This window comes from Haloflavibacter putidus (assembly GCF_006546625.1).
Lineage (GTDB): Bacteria > Bacteroidota > Bacteroidia > Flavobacteriales > Flavobacteriaceae > Mesonia > Mesonia putida.
Map to the genome: position 1 here is coordinate 42,352 of NZ_VIAR01000002.1, position 14,564 is coordinate 56,915.

The 14,564-nt window shown below is 35.1% G+C and carries 14 protein-coding genes; 11 read left to right on the forward strand and 3 right to left on the reverse strand.

Translation table 11 applies throughout. The annotated features are described in order from the left end of the window. Positions 1-2: 2 nt before the first annotated feature. A complete protein-coding gene (gene pgi / locus FKR84_RS02325) occupies positions 3-1,610 on the forward strand; it encodes a glucose-6-phosphate isomerase (protein WP_141420583.1) in 1,608 nt (535 codons plus the stop codon). Between the two features lie 68 nt (positions 1,611-1,678). On the opposite strand, the gene FKR84_RS02330 is transcribed toward pgi, so the two are convergent. After that, positions 1,679-3,112: an L-serine ammonia-lyase gene (locus FKR84_RS02330; RefSeq protein ID WP_141420584.1), complete on the reverse strand. Its 1,434-nt coding sequence runs from the start codon at positions 3,110-3,112 to the stop codon at positions 1,679-1,681. A gap of 226 nt (positions 3,113-3,338) precedes the next feature. On the opposite strand from FKR84_RS02330, the gene dnaK reads away from it, so the two are divergent. From dnaK to FKR84_RS02380, 10 genes are all read left to right on the forward strand, one after another. Continuing rightward, positions 3,339-5,267: a molecular chaperone DnaK gene (gene dnaK, locus FKR84_RS02335; RefSeq protein ID WP_141420585.1), complete on the forward strand. Its 1,929-nt coding sequence runs from the start codon at positions 3,339-3,341 to the stop codon at positions 5,265-5,267. Between the two features lie 184 nt (positions 5,268-5,451). Continuing rightward, positions 5,452-5,991 carry a bifunctional pyr operon transcriptional regulator/uracil phosphoribosyltransferase PyrR gene (gene pyrR, locus FKR84_RS02340; RefSeq protein WP_141420586.1) on the forward strand — a complete coding sequence of 180 codons (540 nt, stop codon included), beginning with the start codon at positions 5,452-5,454 and terminating at the stop codon, positions 5,989-5,991. 4 nt (positions 5,992-5,995) lie between these two features. Next, positions 5,996-6,925: an aspartate carbamoyltransferase catalytic subunit gene (locus tag FKR84_RS02345; protein ID WP_141420587.1), complete on the forward strand. Its 930-nt coding sequence runs from the start codon at positions 5,996-5,998 to the stop codon at positions 6,923-6,925. 4 nt (positions 6,926-6,929) lie between these two features. Next, entirely contained in the window at positions 6,930-7,268 is a 339-nt protein-coding gene (locus FKR84_RS02350; protein WP_141420588.1) for a ribonuclease Z, read from the forward strand. A gap of 9 nt (positions 7,269-7,277) precedes the next feature. Next, positions 7,278-8,183 (forward strand): ribonuclease Z, encoded by a 906-nt coding sequence (locus FKR84_RS02355; protein ID WP_141420589.1) that lies wholly within the window; start codon positions 7,278-7,280, stop codon positions 8,181-8,183. Between the two features lie 60 nt (positions 8,184-8,243). Next, positions 8,244-8,891, forward strand: coding sequence for a pyridoxamine 5'-phosphate oxidase (pdxH, locus tag FKR84_RS02360; RefSeq protein ID WP_141420590.1), 648 nt, complete (start codon positions 8,244-8,246; stop codon positions 8,889-8,891). A gap of 12 nt (positions 8,892-8,903) precedes the next feature. Beyond that, positions 8,904-9,389: a SixA phosphatase family protein gene (locus FKR84_RS02365; RefSeq protein ID WP_141420591.1), complete on the forward strand. Its 486-nt coding sequence runs from the start codon at positions 8,904-8,906 to the stop codon at positions 9,387-9,389. Next, the gene (gene ppk1, locus FKR84_RS02370) at positions 9,389-11,452 is read left to right on the forward strand and encodes a polyphosphate kinase 1 (RefSeq protein WP_141420592.1); all 2,064 of its coding nucleotides are present in this window, start codon (positions 9,389-9,391) and stop codon (positions 11,450-11,452) included. Before FKR84_RS02365 ends, ppk1 begins: the two co-directional genes overlap by 1 nt. A gap of 10 nt (positions 11,453-11,462) precedes the next feature. After that, positions 11,463-12,356, forward strand: coding sequence for a Ppx/GppA phosphatase family protein (locus FKR84_RS02375; protein WP_141420593.1), 894 nt, complete (start codon positions 11,463-11,465; stop codon positions 12,354-12,356). 40 nt (positions 12,357-12,396) lie between these two features. Then, complete coding sequence (locus FKR84_RS02380) at positions 12,397-13,221, forward strand: alpha/beta hydrolase (RefSeq protein ID WP_141420594.1); 825 nt, start codon at positions 12,397-12,399, stop codon at positions 13,219-13,221. A 135-nt stretch (positions 13,222-13,356) separates the two neighbouring features. On the opposite strand, the gene FKR84_RS02385 is transcribed toward FKR84_RS02380, so the two are convergent. Together FKR84_RS02385 and miaE are read right to left on the reverse strand one after the other, a co-directional pair. Continuing rightward, a complete protein-coding gene (locus FKR84_RS02385; RefSeq protein WP_141420595.1) occupies positions 13,357-13,971 on the reverse strand; it encodes a class I SAM-dependent methyltransferase in 615 nt (204 codons plus the stop codon). 9 nt (positions 13,972-13,980) lie between these two features. After that, positions 13,981-14,562, reverse strand: coding sequence for a tRNA-(ms[2]io[6]A)-hydroxylase (miaE, locus tag FKR84_RS02390; protein ID WP_141420596.1), 582 nt, complete (start codon positions 14,560-14,562; stop codon positions 13,981-13,983). Positions 14,563-14,564: the final 2 nt, after the last annotated feature.

Below are 14,564 nucleotides of genomic sequence, written 5' to 3' on the forward strand. Positions count from 1 at the left end.
AAATGGCATTAATTGCTAAAAATCCTACGACTACCAAAGCCTGGAAAGAGTTAGAAAAGCACTTTACGGAAATTAAAGATGCTAAAATGCAAGATTTCTTTATGGAAGATACTCGGCGGGCAGAAAAATTTAGCATTAAAGCAGATAATTTTTTTGTAGACTATTCTAAAAATAGAATCTCGCAAAAAACCATAGATCTTTTGGTACAGCTTTCCGAAGAAATGCAATTAAAAGAAGCGATAGAAGCACAATTTAATGCAGAAAAGATAAACCATACAGAAAACAGAGCAGTAAGTCATACCGCTTTGCGAAGCTTGAAAAAACCGGTAGAAGTAAAACAAAACTTGCAAAAAATTAAAGGCTTTTCCAGAGAGGTTATAAGTGGAGTAAAAAAAGGTTATACCGGAAAAGCTTTTACAGATGTTGTAAATATTGGTATTGGCGGTAGCGATTTAGGACCTAAAATGGTAGTAGAAGCTTTAAGCTTTTATAAAAACCATTTAAACACCCATTTTATATCAAACATAGACGGTGACCACCCGGCCGAAATATTGAAAAAATTAAATCCTGAAACAACTTTGTTTATCGTTGTTTCTAAAAGTTTTACCACCCAAGAAACCTTAACCAACGCTAACACAATAAAAGAGTGGTTTCTTAATACCGCAGAAGAAGAAGCTATAAAAAAACACTTTGTAGCGGTTTCTGCAAATTTAGATGGTGTGAAAGATTTTGGTATTTCAAAAGAAAATACTTTTCCTATGTGGGATTGGGTAGGTGGCAGGTTTTCTTTGTGGAGTTCTGTTGGCTTATCTATTGCTTGCGCTTTGGGTTTTTCTAAATTTCAAGAACTTTTAGACGGCGCTGAAGAAATGGACAGACATTTCCGTAAAGCAGATTTTAAAGATAATATTCCGGTAGTTTTAGGTTTGTTAAGTGTTTGGTATAATAATTTTTTTAAAACAGAAACAGAAGCGGTAATTCCGTACACGCATTATTTAGAAAAATTAGTACCGTATCTACAACAAGCCGTAATGGAAAGTAACGGGAAACAAATAGACCGTTCCGGTAAAAAAGTAGATTATGAAACCGGAACTATTGTTTGGGGGGCAGCAGGGAGCAATGCACAGCACGCATTTTTTCAATTGCTGCATCAAGGTACAAAGTTAATTCCAATAGATTTTATTGGTTTTAAAAAAGCCTTGCATCACAACCAAAAGCATCATACTATTTTAATGGCCAATTTTTTTGCGCAAACCCAGGCACTTTTAACAGGCAAAACGCAAGAAGAAGTTCAAAAAGAAATAAAAAATTTACTTGAAGCGGAACAAACGCGTCAAGAACCTTATAAAGTTTTTGAAGGTAATAAACCCAGCACCAGTATTCTTATAGATCAATTAAATCCAAAAAATTTAGGTGGTTTGTTGGCGATGTATGAACATAAGATTTTTGTACAAGGCGTAATCTGGAATATTTTTAGTTATGACCAGTGGGGAGTAGAGCTTGGTAAAGAATTGAATAAAAAAATAATTCCTCAATTAGAAAGTAAAAAAATAGCTAAGAATCAAGACAGTTCTACTTCGCAACTTTTAAAGGAATATTTAAAGCAATAAGTTTTTCCATAAAAAAAAAGGCCTGTTTACACTACTTAAACAAGCCTTTTTTTATGATTTTTTTCAATCTAACAATCGCTTAAATTTACTCTAACTGCCAAACCGCCTTCAGAGGTTTCTTTGTATTTAGAACTCATATCTTTTGCGGTATCCCACATAGTTTCTATTACTTTATCTAAAGGTACTTTCGCTTTGCTGGCATCGCTATCTAGAGCAATTTCTGCTGCATTTATAGCTTTTATTGCTCCCATAGCATTACGTTCTATGCAAGGCACTTGCACTAAGCCAGCAATAGGGTCGCAGGTTAGGCCTAAGTGATGTTCCATTGCAATTTCGCTTGCCATTAAAACCTGTTCTGGCGTGCCGCCCATTAACTCGGTTAAAGCGCCGGCTGCCATACTAGAAGAAACACCAATTTCTGCTTGGCATCCTCCCATTGCAGCAGATATGGTAGCGCCTTTTTTAAATAAACTGCCAATTTCGCCAGCTACAAGCATAAATTGTTTTATGTCTTTAAAAGTAGCTTGGTGGTTTTCTATGGTCAAATAATACATTAAAACAGCCGGTAAAGTTCCTGCGCTGCCATTGGTAGGAGAAGTAACCACACGACCTAAAGCTGCATTTACTTCGTTTACGCTAATGGCGAAACAACTTACCCATTTTAATATTTGTCTAAAAGCAACTTTTGTTTCTCTAATGGCTTCTAACCATTCTTGCGGATTATCGTAAGTAACATCACCCATCAAGCGCTTATGCATAGCGTGAGAACGGCGTTGCACTTTTAATCCGCCCGGTAAAATACCGTCTGTATGACAACCTATGTACATAGATTCTAGCATCACATCCCAGATATCGTGAAGATTCTTGTCTATCTCTTCATCGCTGCGTAAGGAGCGCTCATTTTCCAATACAATTTCAGAAATACTTTTGTTCTCTTGTTTACAAAAGGCTAAAAGATCAGTTGCTTTTTCTATAGAAAATGGAAACTGCCGAAAGTTTTCTTGTTTCTTTTTAGTGTTTTTACGTTCTTTTTTTACAACAAATCCGCCACCTATAGAAAAGAAGGTAGAAGATGTTTTTTTGCCATTTTCTAAATGCGCGGTAAATTTTATTCCATTAGGATGAAAATCTAAAAACTTCTTATTAAATATTATCTGGTTTTCAGGATCAAAATCTACTTTTTTCTCTCCGTTTATGCGCATTGTTTTTTCTTCTTGTATTTTTTTTATCGTTGCATCTAATATGGTCAAATCCATCGTGACAGGATCATAACCGCACAAACCTAAAATAGAAGCGACATCACTGGCGTGACCTTTTCCGGTTAACGATAAAGAACCGTATAAATCTACTTTTACAGTTATTATTTGTTCAAAACGCTTGCTTTCTTTTAATTCGGCTATCCAACGTTGCGCAGCACGCCAAGGCCCTAAGGTGTGGGAGCTGGATGGACCAACTCCTATTTTTAACATATCAAAAATACTGATACACTCTATCTTTCTCATAAACGCTTCTATTATTTTATCTCTTGTCTTACAAATATGACAGATTTTTTTGAACTTTTATAGAAGTTAGCGTTTAAAAATAGATTAACCAACAGAATACGGCTTTATGTCAAAATACGTAGCTTTTTAGGTTTAAAAATGACAGTCTGTCATAAAAAATTTGGTGGCACAAGGTTTGACTTAGACTAACCGAATTAAAAATTGAAAAAACTAAACAATAATAATTATGAGTAAGATAATAGGTATAGACTTAGGTACTACCAACTCCTGTGTTGCTGTTATGGAAGGTAACGAACCTACGGTTATTCCAAACGCCGAAGGAAAACGTACTACCCCATCAGTTATTGCATTCGTAGAAGATGGTGAAATTAAAGTTGGAGATCCCGCAAAAAGACAAGCAGTTACCAATCCGGAAAAAACTGTTTCTTCTATAAAAAGATTTATGGGGAACAAATTCTCTGAGTCTTCAAGAGAAGCAGGAAGAGTAGCTTACAAAGTAAAAAAAGGAGATAATGATACGCCTCGTGTAGATGTAGACGGACGTTTATATACTCCGCAAGAATTATCGGCAATGATTCTTCAGAAAATGAAAAAAACTGCCGAAGATTATTTAGGACAAGATGTGAGCGAAGCAGTAATTACCGTTCCTGCATATTTTAACGACTCGCAACGTCAAGCAACTAAAGAAGCCGGAGAAATTGCCGGGTTAAAAGTTAGACGTATAATAAACGAACCAACTGCAGCAGCTTTAGCTTATGGTTTAGACAAAAAAGGTCAAGACCAAAAAGTTGCCGTATTTGACTTTGGTGGTGGTACGCACGATGTTTCAATCTTAGAATTGGGAGATGGCGTTTTTGAAGTACTTTCTACAGACGGTGATACGCATTTAGGAGGAGACGATGTAGACGAAACCGTAATAGATTGGTTGGCAGAAGAGTTTATTAAAGACGAAGATATAGACTTACGTAAAGACCCAATGGCTTTGCAACGTTTAAAAGAAGCCGCAGAGAAAGCTAAAATAGAATTGTCTTCTGCAACGCAAACAGAAATCAACTTACCTTATGTTACCGCAACTTCAAGCGGACCAAAACACTTGGTAAGAAAACTTACGCGTTCTAAATTTGAGCAGCTAATAGAAGGTTTGGTAAGAAGAACCATCGTGCCTTGCGAAAAAGCTATAAAAGATGCCGGTATTTCTAAAAACGAAATAGATGAGGTAATTTTAGTAGGAGGTTCTACCAGAATTCCTGCAGTACAAAAAGCAGTAGAAGATTTCTTTGGTAAAAAACCAAGTAAAGGTGTAAACCCAGATGAGGTTGTAGCAGTTGGTGCAGCTATTCAAGGTGGTGTTTTAACCGGTGATGTAAAAGATGTATTATTGTTAGATGTTACCCCACTTTCTTTAGGTATTGAAACTATGGGTGGTGTAAACACGAAGCTTATTGAAGCAAACACAACAATTCCTTCTAAAAAATCACAAACCTTCTCTACCGCAGCAGATAACCAGCCTTCTGTAGAAATTCACGTTTTACAAGGTGAGCGTTCTATGGCGGCAGACAATAAAACAATTGGTAGATTTCACTTAGACGGTATACCACCAGCGCCAAGAGGAACTCCTCAAATTGAAGTAACTTTTGATATAGACGCCAACGGTATTATAAACGTTAGCGCTACAGATAAAGCTACAGGAAAATCGCAAGATATTCGTATTGAGGCTTCTTCCGGTTTAACCGAAGAGGAAATCGATAAAATGAAAAAAGAAGCAGAAGCCAACGCAGAAGCAGACGAAAAAGCAAAGAAAAAAGTAGATAAGCTTAACGAAGCAGATGCGATGATTTTCCAAACCGAAAAGCAATTAAAAGACTTTGGCGATAAATTGTCTGACGATAAGAAAAAACCGGTAGAAGATGCTTTAGAAGAATTAAAGAAAGCATACGAAACCAAAGAGTTGGAAAAAGTAGAACCTGCTTTAGATAAATTGAATGAAACCTGGAAAAGTGTTTCTGAAGAAATGTATAAAGCACAAGCCGAAGCACAACAACAAGGTGGCGCGCAAGGAGCACAAGGTGGTCCGCAACAAGGCGCAACCGGTGCTCAAGGCGAAAGTAAAGAAGGTGACGACGTAGAAGACGTAGACTTCGAAGAAGTTAAATAATATAGTCTTCTCTTATATAGAAAAAAGCGCAGCAGCAATGTTGCGCTTTTTTTTATAAATTTTTTCTTCGGTAAACCGAAATTATCCAAAGCCATTACTTAGTTTTTTAAAAGCCCGAAAGCTTTGATAGCTAAACTAATTATTTTGTCTATTTTTGTATTGAATGCCAAAAAATTATGTTTAAATGAGCCGGAGAATACTCTTAAACGCTACCGAAATTGATATTATTCTACATCGATTGGCGTGTCAGCTAATAGAAAATTATGACGATTTTTCGGATGCGGTTTTAATTGGTATTCAACCACGGGGTGTTTTTTTGGCAAACCGCGTACATAAAATTTTAACCGAAGAATACGCTATTAAAAATGTATGTTTAGGAAAGTTGGACATTACTTTTTATCGCGACGATTTCAGACGTAGCGAAAAACCTTTGGAAGCCAACAAAACTAAAATAGATTTTTTGGTAGAAGATAAACGCGTGGTTTTTATAGACGATGTTTTATACACAGGAAGAAGCATTCGGGCAGCTTTAACGGCAATACAATCTTTTGGCCGTCCCAAAGAAATAGAATTATTAAGTTTAATAGATAGACGTTTTAGCAGACATTTGCCTATACAGCCAGATTATAACGGCAGGCAAGTAGATGCAATAAATGAAGAACGCGTAATTGTAAACTGGGAAGAAAACACCGGCGAAGATTGCGTTTACCTGATAAATAAATAAAGCGATGAGCGAGTTGAGTGTAAACCACTTATTAGGAATTAAATACCTCTCTAAAGAAGATTTGCAGCTAATTTTTGAGACAGCAGATCATTTTAAGGAAGTTATTAATAGGTCTATTAAAAAAGTTCCTTCGCTTAGAGATATTACCATTGCCAATCTTTTTTTTGAAAACAGTACGCGTACCAAACTTTCTTTTGAGCTTGCAGAAAAACGCTTAAGCGCAGATGTTGTTAATTTTTCGGCGGCATCTTCTTCCGTAAAGAAAGGAGAAACCTTAATAGATACGGTGAACAATATCTTGTCTATGAAAGTAGATATGGTAATAATGCGGCACCCCAATCCTGGAGCAAGCGTATTTTTATCGCAACACGTAAAATCTGCAATTATTAATGCCGGAGATGGCGCGCACGAGCACCCAACACAAGCTTTATTAGACTCCTATAGTATTCGAGAAAAATTGGGCGAGGTAGCAGGAAAAAAAATAGTAATTGTTGGCGATATTTTGCATAGTAGAGTGGCGCTAAGTAATATTTTTGCCCTAAAATTACAGGGCGCAGAAGTAAAGGTTTGCGGACCAAAAACTTTGCTTCCCAAGCATATAGAAAGCCTGGGGGTAAAAGTAGAAACCAATTTGCAAAAAGCTTTAAAATGGTGTGATGTTGCAAACATGTTACGTGTTCAAAACGAACGGATGGAGATAAGTTATTTTCCTAGTACTAGAGAATATGTGCAACAATTTGGCGTTAATAAAAAATTATTAGATTCTTTATCTAAAGAGATTGTAATTATGCACCCGGGACCAATAAATCGCGGCGTAGAAATTACCAGTGATGTGGCAGATTCTCAACACTCTATTATTTTAAACCAAGTAGAAAATGGAGTAGCGGTAAGAATGGCCGTAATTTATTTATTGGCTTCTAAAATTAAAAACTAAGAATATGAAAGTTACTGAAAAAGATAATTACATAATTGTCGAAGACGAAAAAAATAATGTAAAAGGTTTTGCAAATTATTTAGAAAAACACGCAGATAATGTAATTGCCAACAAAAATATTGTAGTAGATATTTTAAAGTATGGCGAGCTAAAGTTAGAGGAATTACTCTTGTTTTTGCCAATTTCTAATAGACAGCGCGCAGCAAAAAACTCTTTTGTAATTGCCAACGATACAATAAATATAGATGAAGTGCCGGCAGAATTAATGGTTGTTCCTACGCTAAAAGAGGCTGCAGATGTTATACAAATGGAAGAAATAGAGCGCGATTTGGGCGCTTTTTAAAACAACTTTATGCAACTGGATATTTTGGGTTGTTATTCTGCCACCCCGCGCACATTTAACAATCCAACAGCGCAAGTTTTAACTTTAAACCACCGCCAGTTTTTAATAGATTGCGGAGAGGGAACGCAGGTTGCAATTAGAAAGCAGAAGATAAAATTCAATAAAATAAAACAGATTTTTATCTCGCATTTGCACGGCGATCATTTTTTTGGATTAATTGGGTTAATCTCTACTTTTAGTTTGCTTAACCGACAGACAGAATTGCATATTTACGGTCCAAAAGGTATTAAGCAAATTATTTTATTACAACTTAAACTTTCCAAAAGCTATACAAGCTATCCGCTTTATTTTCACGAGTTAGAAAGTAAAGAACCAGAACTTATTTTTGAAGACGATAAAGTTAGCGTACAGACAATTCCTTTACAGCACAGGGTTTATGCAAATGGTTTTCTCTTTACGGAAAAACCCGGCGATCGTAAATTGTTGATAGAAGAAGTGCAAAAATACGATATAGATGTTGCCTATTATCGCAGTATAAAAAAAGGAAAAGATATACGCTTAGACAATGGCAGCATTGTAAAAAACGAGTTGCTCACTTCTGCGCCCCCGCCTGTCAAAAGCTATGCTTTTTGCAGTGATACTGTTTACAAACCAGAAATTGCCAATCAAATTCAAAATGTGACTGCTTTATACCACGAAGCCACGTTTTTAGAAAAACATGAAGATTTGGCGAAAAGCACCAAACATTCTACCACAAACCAAGCAGCTCTTATCGCAAAAAAAGCCAACGCAAAAAATCTAATTATAGGGCATTATTCTACACGATATAAAAGTATAGAAATCTTTAAGGAAGAAGCAAGCCGTTATTTTAACCCTGTTTATTTGGCGCAAGACGGAAAGGTTTTTGAGTTTTAAATCTTATGTAAACTTTGCTAAATCACTTTTTCCTTAAAGCGAATTCTTGTAAATTGCAGTATGGAAAAAAACTTAGAAAATTACCGAAAAAGCTATCAAAAGTACGCTTTAGAGCGTGAAGATTTGGCGGCGCAACCTATAGATTTATTTAAAAAATGGTTTGACGAAGTAGAAGAAAATGGCAGTGTAGAAGAAGCTAATGCAATGCATCTGAGTACTTTTGGTAAAGATGGTTTTCCTAAAAACCGGGTTGTACTTTTAAAAAAAGTAAAAGCAGAAGGGTTTGTGTTTTATACTAATTATAACAGCGAAAAAGCCAAAGCCATCGCGCATAATAACAAAGTTTGTTTGTCTTTTTTTTGGCCGGGACTAGAACGTCAGGTAATTATAAAAGGCACGGCTTCTAAAGTTAGCGAAGAAGAATCTGATGCTTATTTTAATTCCAGACCAAAGGGGAGTCAACTGGGAGCATTGGCTTCTCCGCAAAGCGATCCTATAGAAAATCGGGAAGTTTTGGAAGAAAACTTAAAAAGTTTAGAAGAAAAATATGCCGACGAGGCCATAAAGCGTCCGGCAAGTTGGGGTGGCTATTTAGTAAAACCAGACAGTGTAGAGTTTTGGCAGGGTAGGCCCAACCGCTTGCACGATAGATTTTTATATCGCCAAAACCAGAACGGCGAATGGACAGCAACTAGACTGGCTCCTTAAACCAATTATATTATGAAAAAACTAATTATTGTTAGACACGGCAAATCATCTTGGAAAGAAGATTTGCCAGATAATAAACGTCCGTTAAAAAAACGTGGTTTTAATGATGCAGAGCTTATTATAAAAGCTTTTAAACTTTATTTGCAAAAACCTATTAAAGCTTATTCAAGTCATGCCGTACGTGCATTAACAACCGCAGAATTGTTTAAAGAAGGCTTAGATATAAAGGACGAAAATTTTACAGTTATCAAAGATCTTTACACTTTTGATGCTAGTAATTTAATCGGTTTCATAAAAAACCTCGACGATAATTTAGATAAGGTAATGCTATTTGGGCACAATCCTGCCATAACCGAAACCGTTAATCAATTAGGTAGTAAAAGTTTTGACAATGTGCCAACTACCGGTTTGGTGGTTATAGATTTTGACACAGATAGCTGGAGCAAAATTAACGATGGTAGAACCTTGTTAAGTCTTTTTCCGCGAAACTTTAAATAATGCTGAAAAATAAATATATAAATCGCGAATTAAGTTGGTTGCAATTTAATGGGAGAGTCTTGCAAGAAGCAGCAGATAAAAGCGTGCCATTAATAGAACGCTTACGATTTCTCGGAATTTTCTCTAACAACTTAGATGAGTTTTTTAAAGTACGTTACGCTACCGTAAAGCGAATAAAGCAAGCAGGAAAAGGCGGTAAAAAGGTATTGGGAGGAAAAACAGCCAATAAACTTCTTACTGAGATTACCCAAATTGTAATAGACCAACAAAGCGAAAGTTTAGAGATTTTAAAAAATATACAAGAAGAGTTAACCAAACACGATATTCATATTATTCGGGAAACTGAAATTAACGAAGAACAAGCCCGTTTTATTCAGGATTATTTTTTGCAAAAAGTGAGTCCGGCTTTGGTAACCATTATTTTAAACGATCTAAAAGAAATTCCACATTTAAAAGATAGCGCAGCTTATTTGGCCGTAAAAATGATTTTAAATTCCAAAGAAAATCAGCTTAACGAAAAGCGCTACATTCTAATAGAAATTCCTTTTGAGATAGATCGTTTTGTCGAGCTTCCTTCAAAAGATGGTAAGAAATATATTATAATCGTAGACGATTTAATTCGGTATAACCTAAAAAGTTTATTTAGCATTTTCGATTATAAAAGTATCTCTGCGCATATGATAAAAATTACGCGAGATGCCGAGTTAGATATGGCCGGAGATATAGATAAAAGTTACATAGAAAAGCTTTTATCTAGTATTAAAGATCGGTTAGAAGGCGATCCGGTGCGTTTTGTTTTTGATAAAACTATAGATGAAGACACGCTGCAATTTTTGCTCTTAAAAATGGGCATAGACCGTAGTGATAGTGTTATTCCCGGCGGGCGTTATCACAATCGCAGAGATTATATGAAGTTTCCCAGCCTGGGTGCCAAAGACTTATTATATAAGAAATTCTCGCCATTACCAATAAAAAATTTACCGTTAAACGGAAGTTTACTGCAAAAAATAGCTGAAAAAGATTTTCTGCAATTTACGCCTTATCATACTTTTTCGTACACGGTTAAATTTTTGCGCGAAGCTGCAATAGATCCCAAAGTAAAATATATAAAAATTACTATTTATCGTCTTGCCGAATTTTCACACATTGCCAGTTCTTTGATAAATGCAGTAAAAAATAACAAAAAAGTTACGGTTGCAATAGAGCTAAAAGCAAGATTTGATGAGGTAAATAACATTAAATATGCCGAGCAAATGCAACGCGAGGGTGTAAAATTAATTTTTGGCGTTCGGGGTTTAAAAGTGCATTGTAAAGCCTGTATTATAGACAGGTTAGAGGGCAAAAAAGTAAAACGTTACGGATTTATAAGCACGGGCAATTTTAACGAAAGTACGGCAAAAATTTATACAGATTATACACTGTTTACCGCCAGTCAAGCTATTTTAAAAGATGTAGATAAAGTATTTTCCTTTTTTGAGACCAATTACAAAGTAAATAAATACAAACACCTTATTGTTTCGCCACATTATAGCAGAGAACGTTTTGAAGAGTTAATTCAGACTGAAATTGATAATGCTAAAAGCGGAAAAAAATCAGGTATTAAAATAAAACTTAACAGTTTGTCAGACTATCAAATGATTGATAAATTGTACGAAGCCAGTAGAGCAGGAGTAAAGATACAATTAATAGTTAGAGGTATCTGTTGTTTAATTCCCGGTGTACCCGGAATGAGTGAAAACATTGAAGCCATTAGTATAATAGATAAACATCTAGAGCACCCGCGTTTGTTTATTTTTGAAAATGGCGGACACCCGAAAACCTTTATTTCTTCTGCAGATTGGATGCGTAGAAATTTAGATTATAGAGTAGAAATTACTTGCCCTATTTACCAAAAAGACATTCAGGAAGAATTGTTAGATACGTTTAACATTTCGTGGAATGATAACGTGAAAGCCAGAGAATTTTCAGCAGAAAAAGAAAATGTTTATCGGCATAACGATGCGCCAAAAATGCGCAGCCAGTTTACTATGTATGATTATTATTTAAACCAGTTAAACGCTTAAAATAAATAGTTTGTTACGTATAAAAAAATATGCAGCCATAGATATAGGCTCCAACGCAGTTCGACTTTTAATTTCTACCATTACCGAACCCGAAAATAAAGAACCTACTTTTAAAAAAACAAGTTTGGTGCGCGTACCTATACGCTTGGGAGAAGATGTTTTTGTAAACGGAAGTATTTCTGAAGAAAATATGCAACGTATGCAAGACACCATGCAAGCTTTTGATTTACTTATGAAAAGCCATAAAATAGAACGCTATCAAGCTTGTGCAACTTCGGCTATGCGCGATGCAGAAAATGGTTCTCTTCTGGCAGAAAAAGTTAAAGAAAAAACCGGTATAGCAATAGATATAATAGATGGCGATCACGAAGCGGCTATTATTGCTGCAACAGATTTGCACGAATTAATTCAAAAAGATAAAAATTATTTGTACGTAGATGTGGGCGGCGGTAGCACAGAACTCACTTTTTATTCTAACGGAAAAACAGTTGCTTCTAAATCGTTTAAATTAGGAACCGTGCGTTTATTAAACAATTTGGTAGAAGATAAACTTTGGAAAGAAGTAGAAAACTGGGTTAAAAAAACTACTAAAAATTATACCAAAATAGCGCTAATTGGCTCTGGTGGTAACATTAATAATATTTTTAAGTCTAGCGGAAAGAAACCTGGCAAACCTTTGTCTTTTCTGTATTTGAGTTCCTATTACCAATTACTACAATCTTTAACTTATGATGAACGCGTAGCAGAATTAGGTTTAAATGTAGACCGGGCAGATGTGATTATCCCGGCAGCCAAAATCTATCTGTCTGCAATGAAATGGAGTAGGGCGCGCAAGGTTTATGTGCCAAAAATTGGTCTGGCAGATGGCATTGTAAAATCGCTTTATAACGAATACAAAAATTAAGCTTTTTTGCAGTTGTAGTACATTTGAAAAAACAAAATCAATGAAAAAAACAATATTTCTTTTACTATCAATCTTGATAATATCTTGTAACAATTCGATAAAGCCTGAGATTGAAAAAGAAATAATAAAATCATCTGAATTAGAAACATTTCAATCTAAAAGCCTAAAACAAAATATTCCGTATAAAGTAATTTTGCCAGAAAATCTAGAAACTAAAAAAGACAGTTTAAGTTTATTGGTTTTGTTGGACGGTGATGATTATTCTGGAATTGCAAAGAATGTTATTTCACTTTATGAATTTGGCGATAAAATTTATCCTACAGTAATTATTTCACTGCCAAGCACTAAAGAAAGTAGGTGGACTTACTACACGCCTACAAAGGATACAACTAATATTGAAAAAGGTTTTGAGGATTTATATTCGAGAACTGGAAAATTCAATGGATTTGCTGACTTTGTTGGTAACGAACTCATTCCGTCTGTTGAAGAAAAATATAAAATAAAATTTAATCAAAAAACAATATTTGGACATTCTCTCGGAGGTTTAGGTTCTTTATCGTTTGCTGTATTAAGACCAGAGATATTTGAAAATTATATTTCAGCAAGTCCAAGCACAATGTATGACCAACATTTTATTTTTAAAACAATCGAAGAAAAAGGCAGTTTAGAATTCAATTCTATGTTCATAACAGCAGGATTAAATGATGCCAATGGTTATCGTGAAAATGTGGAATGGTTAAAAGAATATTTGGACAAACACAAATCCGAAAATCAAAAAGTAGGAATGAAAATTTACGATAATCAAAATCATTCAACTTCTGGATTAAAATCATTAATCGACGGAATTGAATTCATCGGGAAATAAAAACGCGCTACAATACTGTATACGTTTTCTAACGATAAAGAGTTTTCGCCTACGCTTAAACTGACAATTCCAATAACTTTAAACCGTTGAATATTAAGTAAATAAATACGTAATTACATTTTGATCTTTACTTTTTTATTCCTTAAGGAAAACGCAAAACTGAAAATTTTGTACTTTATTCCTCGGCGTAAGGTGGTCTTTGGTAAAACAATCTACCGCTCTAAATTCTGGTTCAAAAATAGAAGACAAGCCGTCTGCCGAATAATTGGCTGTAGGTAAACCACTACATTTTGTTGGTCCTTTTTTACTAAAAGCACCAACAATAAGTTGACCGTTTGGTTTTATAGAAGCATTGCATAGGCTACGGTATTTTTCTATATCTTCTTGGTTGTTTAAAAAATGAAATGTTGCTCTGTCGTGCCAACAGTCAAACTTAGCATCTGATTTAAAATCTGTTACATCTGCCAAAATCCAGTTTACTTGCTTTGCTTTTTCTCCCAAACGTTTTTGTGCGTTTTTAAGAGCAGCTTCAGAAATATCTAATACGCTTAAATTGGTATAGCCTAAATTTAAAAGATAATCTACCAAACGACTGTTACCACCGCCAACGTCTATAATGGCGGCGCTTTTGTCTAGGTTTGCTTTTTGAATTAACGCTATAGAAGTTTCTGGTTTTTCTTGATACCAACTCACCTCTTGCAAATCTTTATTTTTATAAACTTCTTGCCAATGTTCTACTCGCTTATTCATATTACATTATTAACCGTGTATGCTTTCTCCTTCGCTAAAGCTCAACATTATTTTTGCTTCATAATCTAATAAAGCATTCCATTTTTTATTTACTTCATCGGTATTGCCGTATTTCCTGGCAAAATTTAAAAACATGGTATAATGGTTTGCTTCGCTAATCATTAATTTTTTATAAAACTTTTTAAGTTCGGGTTCTTGCAATTCTTCAGATAAAAGTTTAAAACGCTCGCAACTTCTTGCTTCTATTAATGCTGCATATAATAGTCTGTGCACCATTTGGTCTATTCTGCTTCCCCCTTTAGGGAAAAATTTTAGAAGTTCTACTACATAATAATCTTTTCTGTCGCGCCCCATCGTGTAACCACGTTCTATAATTTTGTCGTGCACCATTTTAAAATGGCTCATTTCTTCTTGTACCAAATCGTTCATAGCTTGCACGAGTTCAGTATATTCGGGAAAGCTTACTATTAAAGAAATAGCGGTAGAAGCCGCCTTTTGTTCGCAATAAGCGTGATCTATTAAAATTTCTTTTATATTTTTTTCTGCAACGTTTGCCCAACGCGGATCTGTTGGTAATTTTAATCCTAACATAA

Coding starts and splice junctions, on each gene's coding strand:
- pgi (WP_141420583.1), top strand. CDS start 3: ATGGCATTAATTGCTAAAAATCCTACGACTACCAAAGCCTGGAAAGAG.
- FKR84_RS02385 (WP_141420595.1), bottom strand. CDS start 13,971: ATGAATAAGCGAGTAGAACATTGGCAAGAAGTTTATAAAAATAAAGAT.
- FKR84_RS02365 (WP_141420591.1), top strand. CDS start 8,904: ATGAAAAAACTAATTATTGTTAGACACGGCAAATCATCTTGGAAAGAA.
- FKR84_RS02345 (WP_141420587.1), top strand. CDS start 5,996: ATGAGCGAGTTGAGTGTAAACCACTTATTAGGAATTAAATACCTCTCT.
- FKR84_RS02355 (WP_141420589.1), top strand. CDS start 7,278: ATGCAACTGGATATTTTGGGTTGTTATTCTGCCACCCCGCGCACATTT.
- FKR84_RS02330 (WP_141420584.1), bottom strand. CDS start 3,112: ATGAGAAAGATAGAGTGTATCAGTATTTTTGATATGTTAAAAATAGGA.
- pdxH (WP_141420590.1), top strand. CDS start 8,244: ATGGAAAAAAACTTAGAAAATTACCGAAAAAGCTATCAAAAGTACGCT.
- miaE (WP_141420596.1), bottom strand. CDS start 14,562: ATGTTAGGATTAAAATTACCAACAGATCCGCGTTGGGCAAACGTTGCA.
- dnaK (WP_141420585.1), top strand. CDS start 3,339: ATGAGTAAGATAATAGGTATAGACTTAGGTACTACCAACTCCTGTGTT.
- ppk1 (WP_141420592.1), top strand. CDS start 9,389: ATGCTGAAAAATAAATATATAAATCGCGAATTAAGTTGGTTGCAATTT.
- FKR84_RS02350 (WP_141420588.1), top strand. CDS start 6,930: ATGAAAGTTACTGAAAAAGATAATTACATAATTGTCGAAGACGAAAAA.
- pyrR (WP_141420586.1), top strand. CDS start 5,452: ATGAGCCGGAGAATACTCTTAAACGCTACCGAAATTGATATTATTCTA.
- FKR84_RS02380 (WP_141420594.1), top strand. CDS start 12,397: ATGAAAAAAACAATATTTCTTTTACTATCAATCTTGATAATATCTTGT.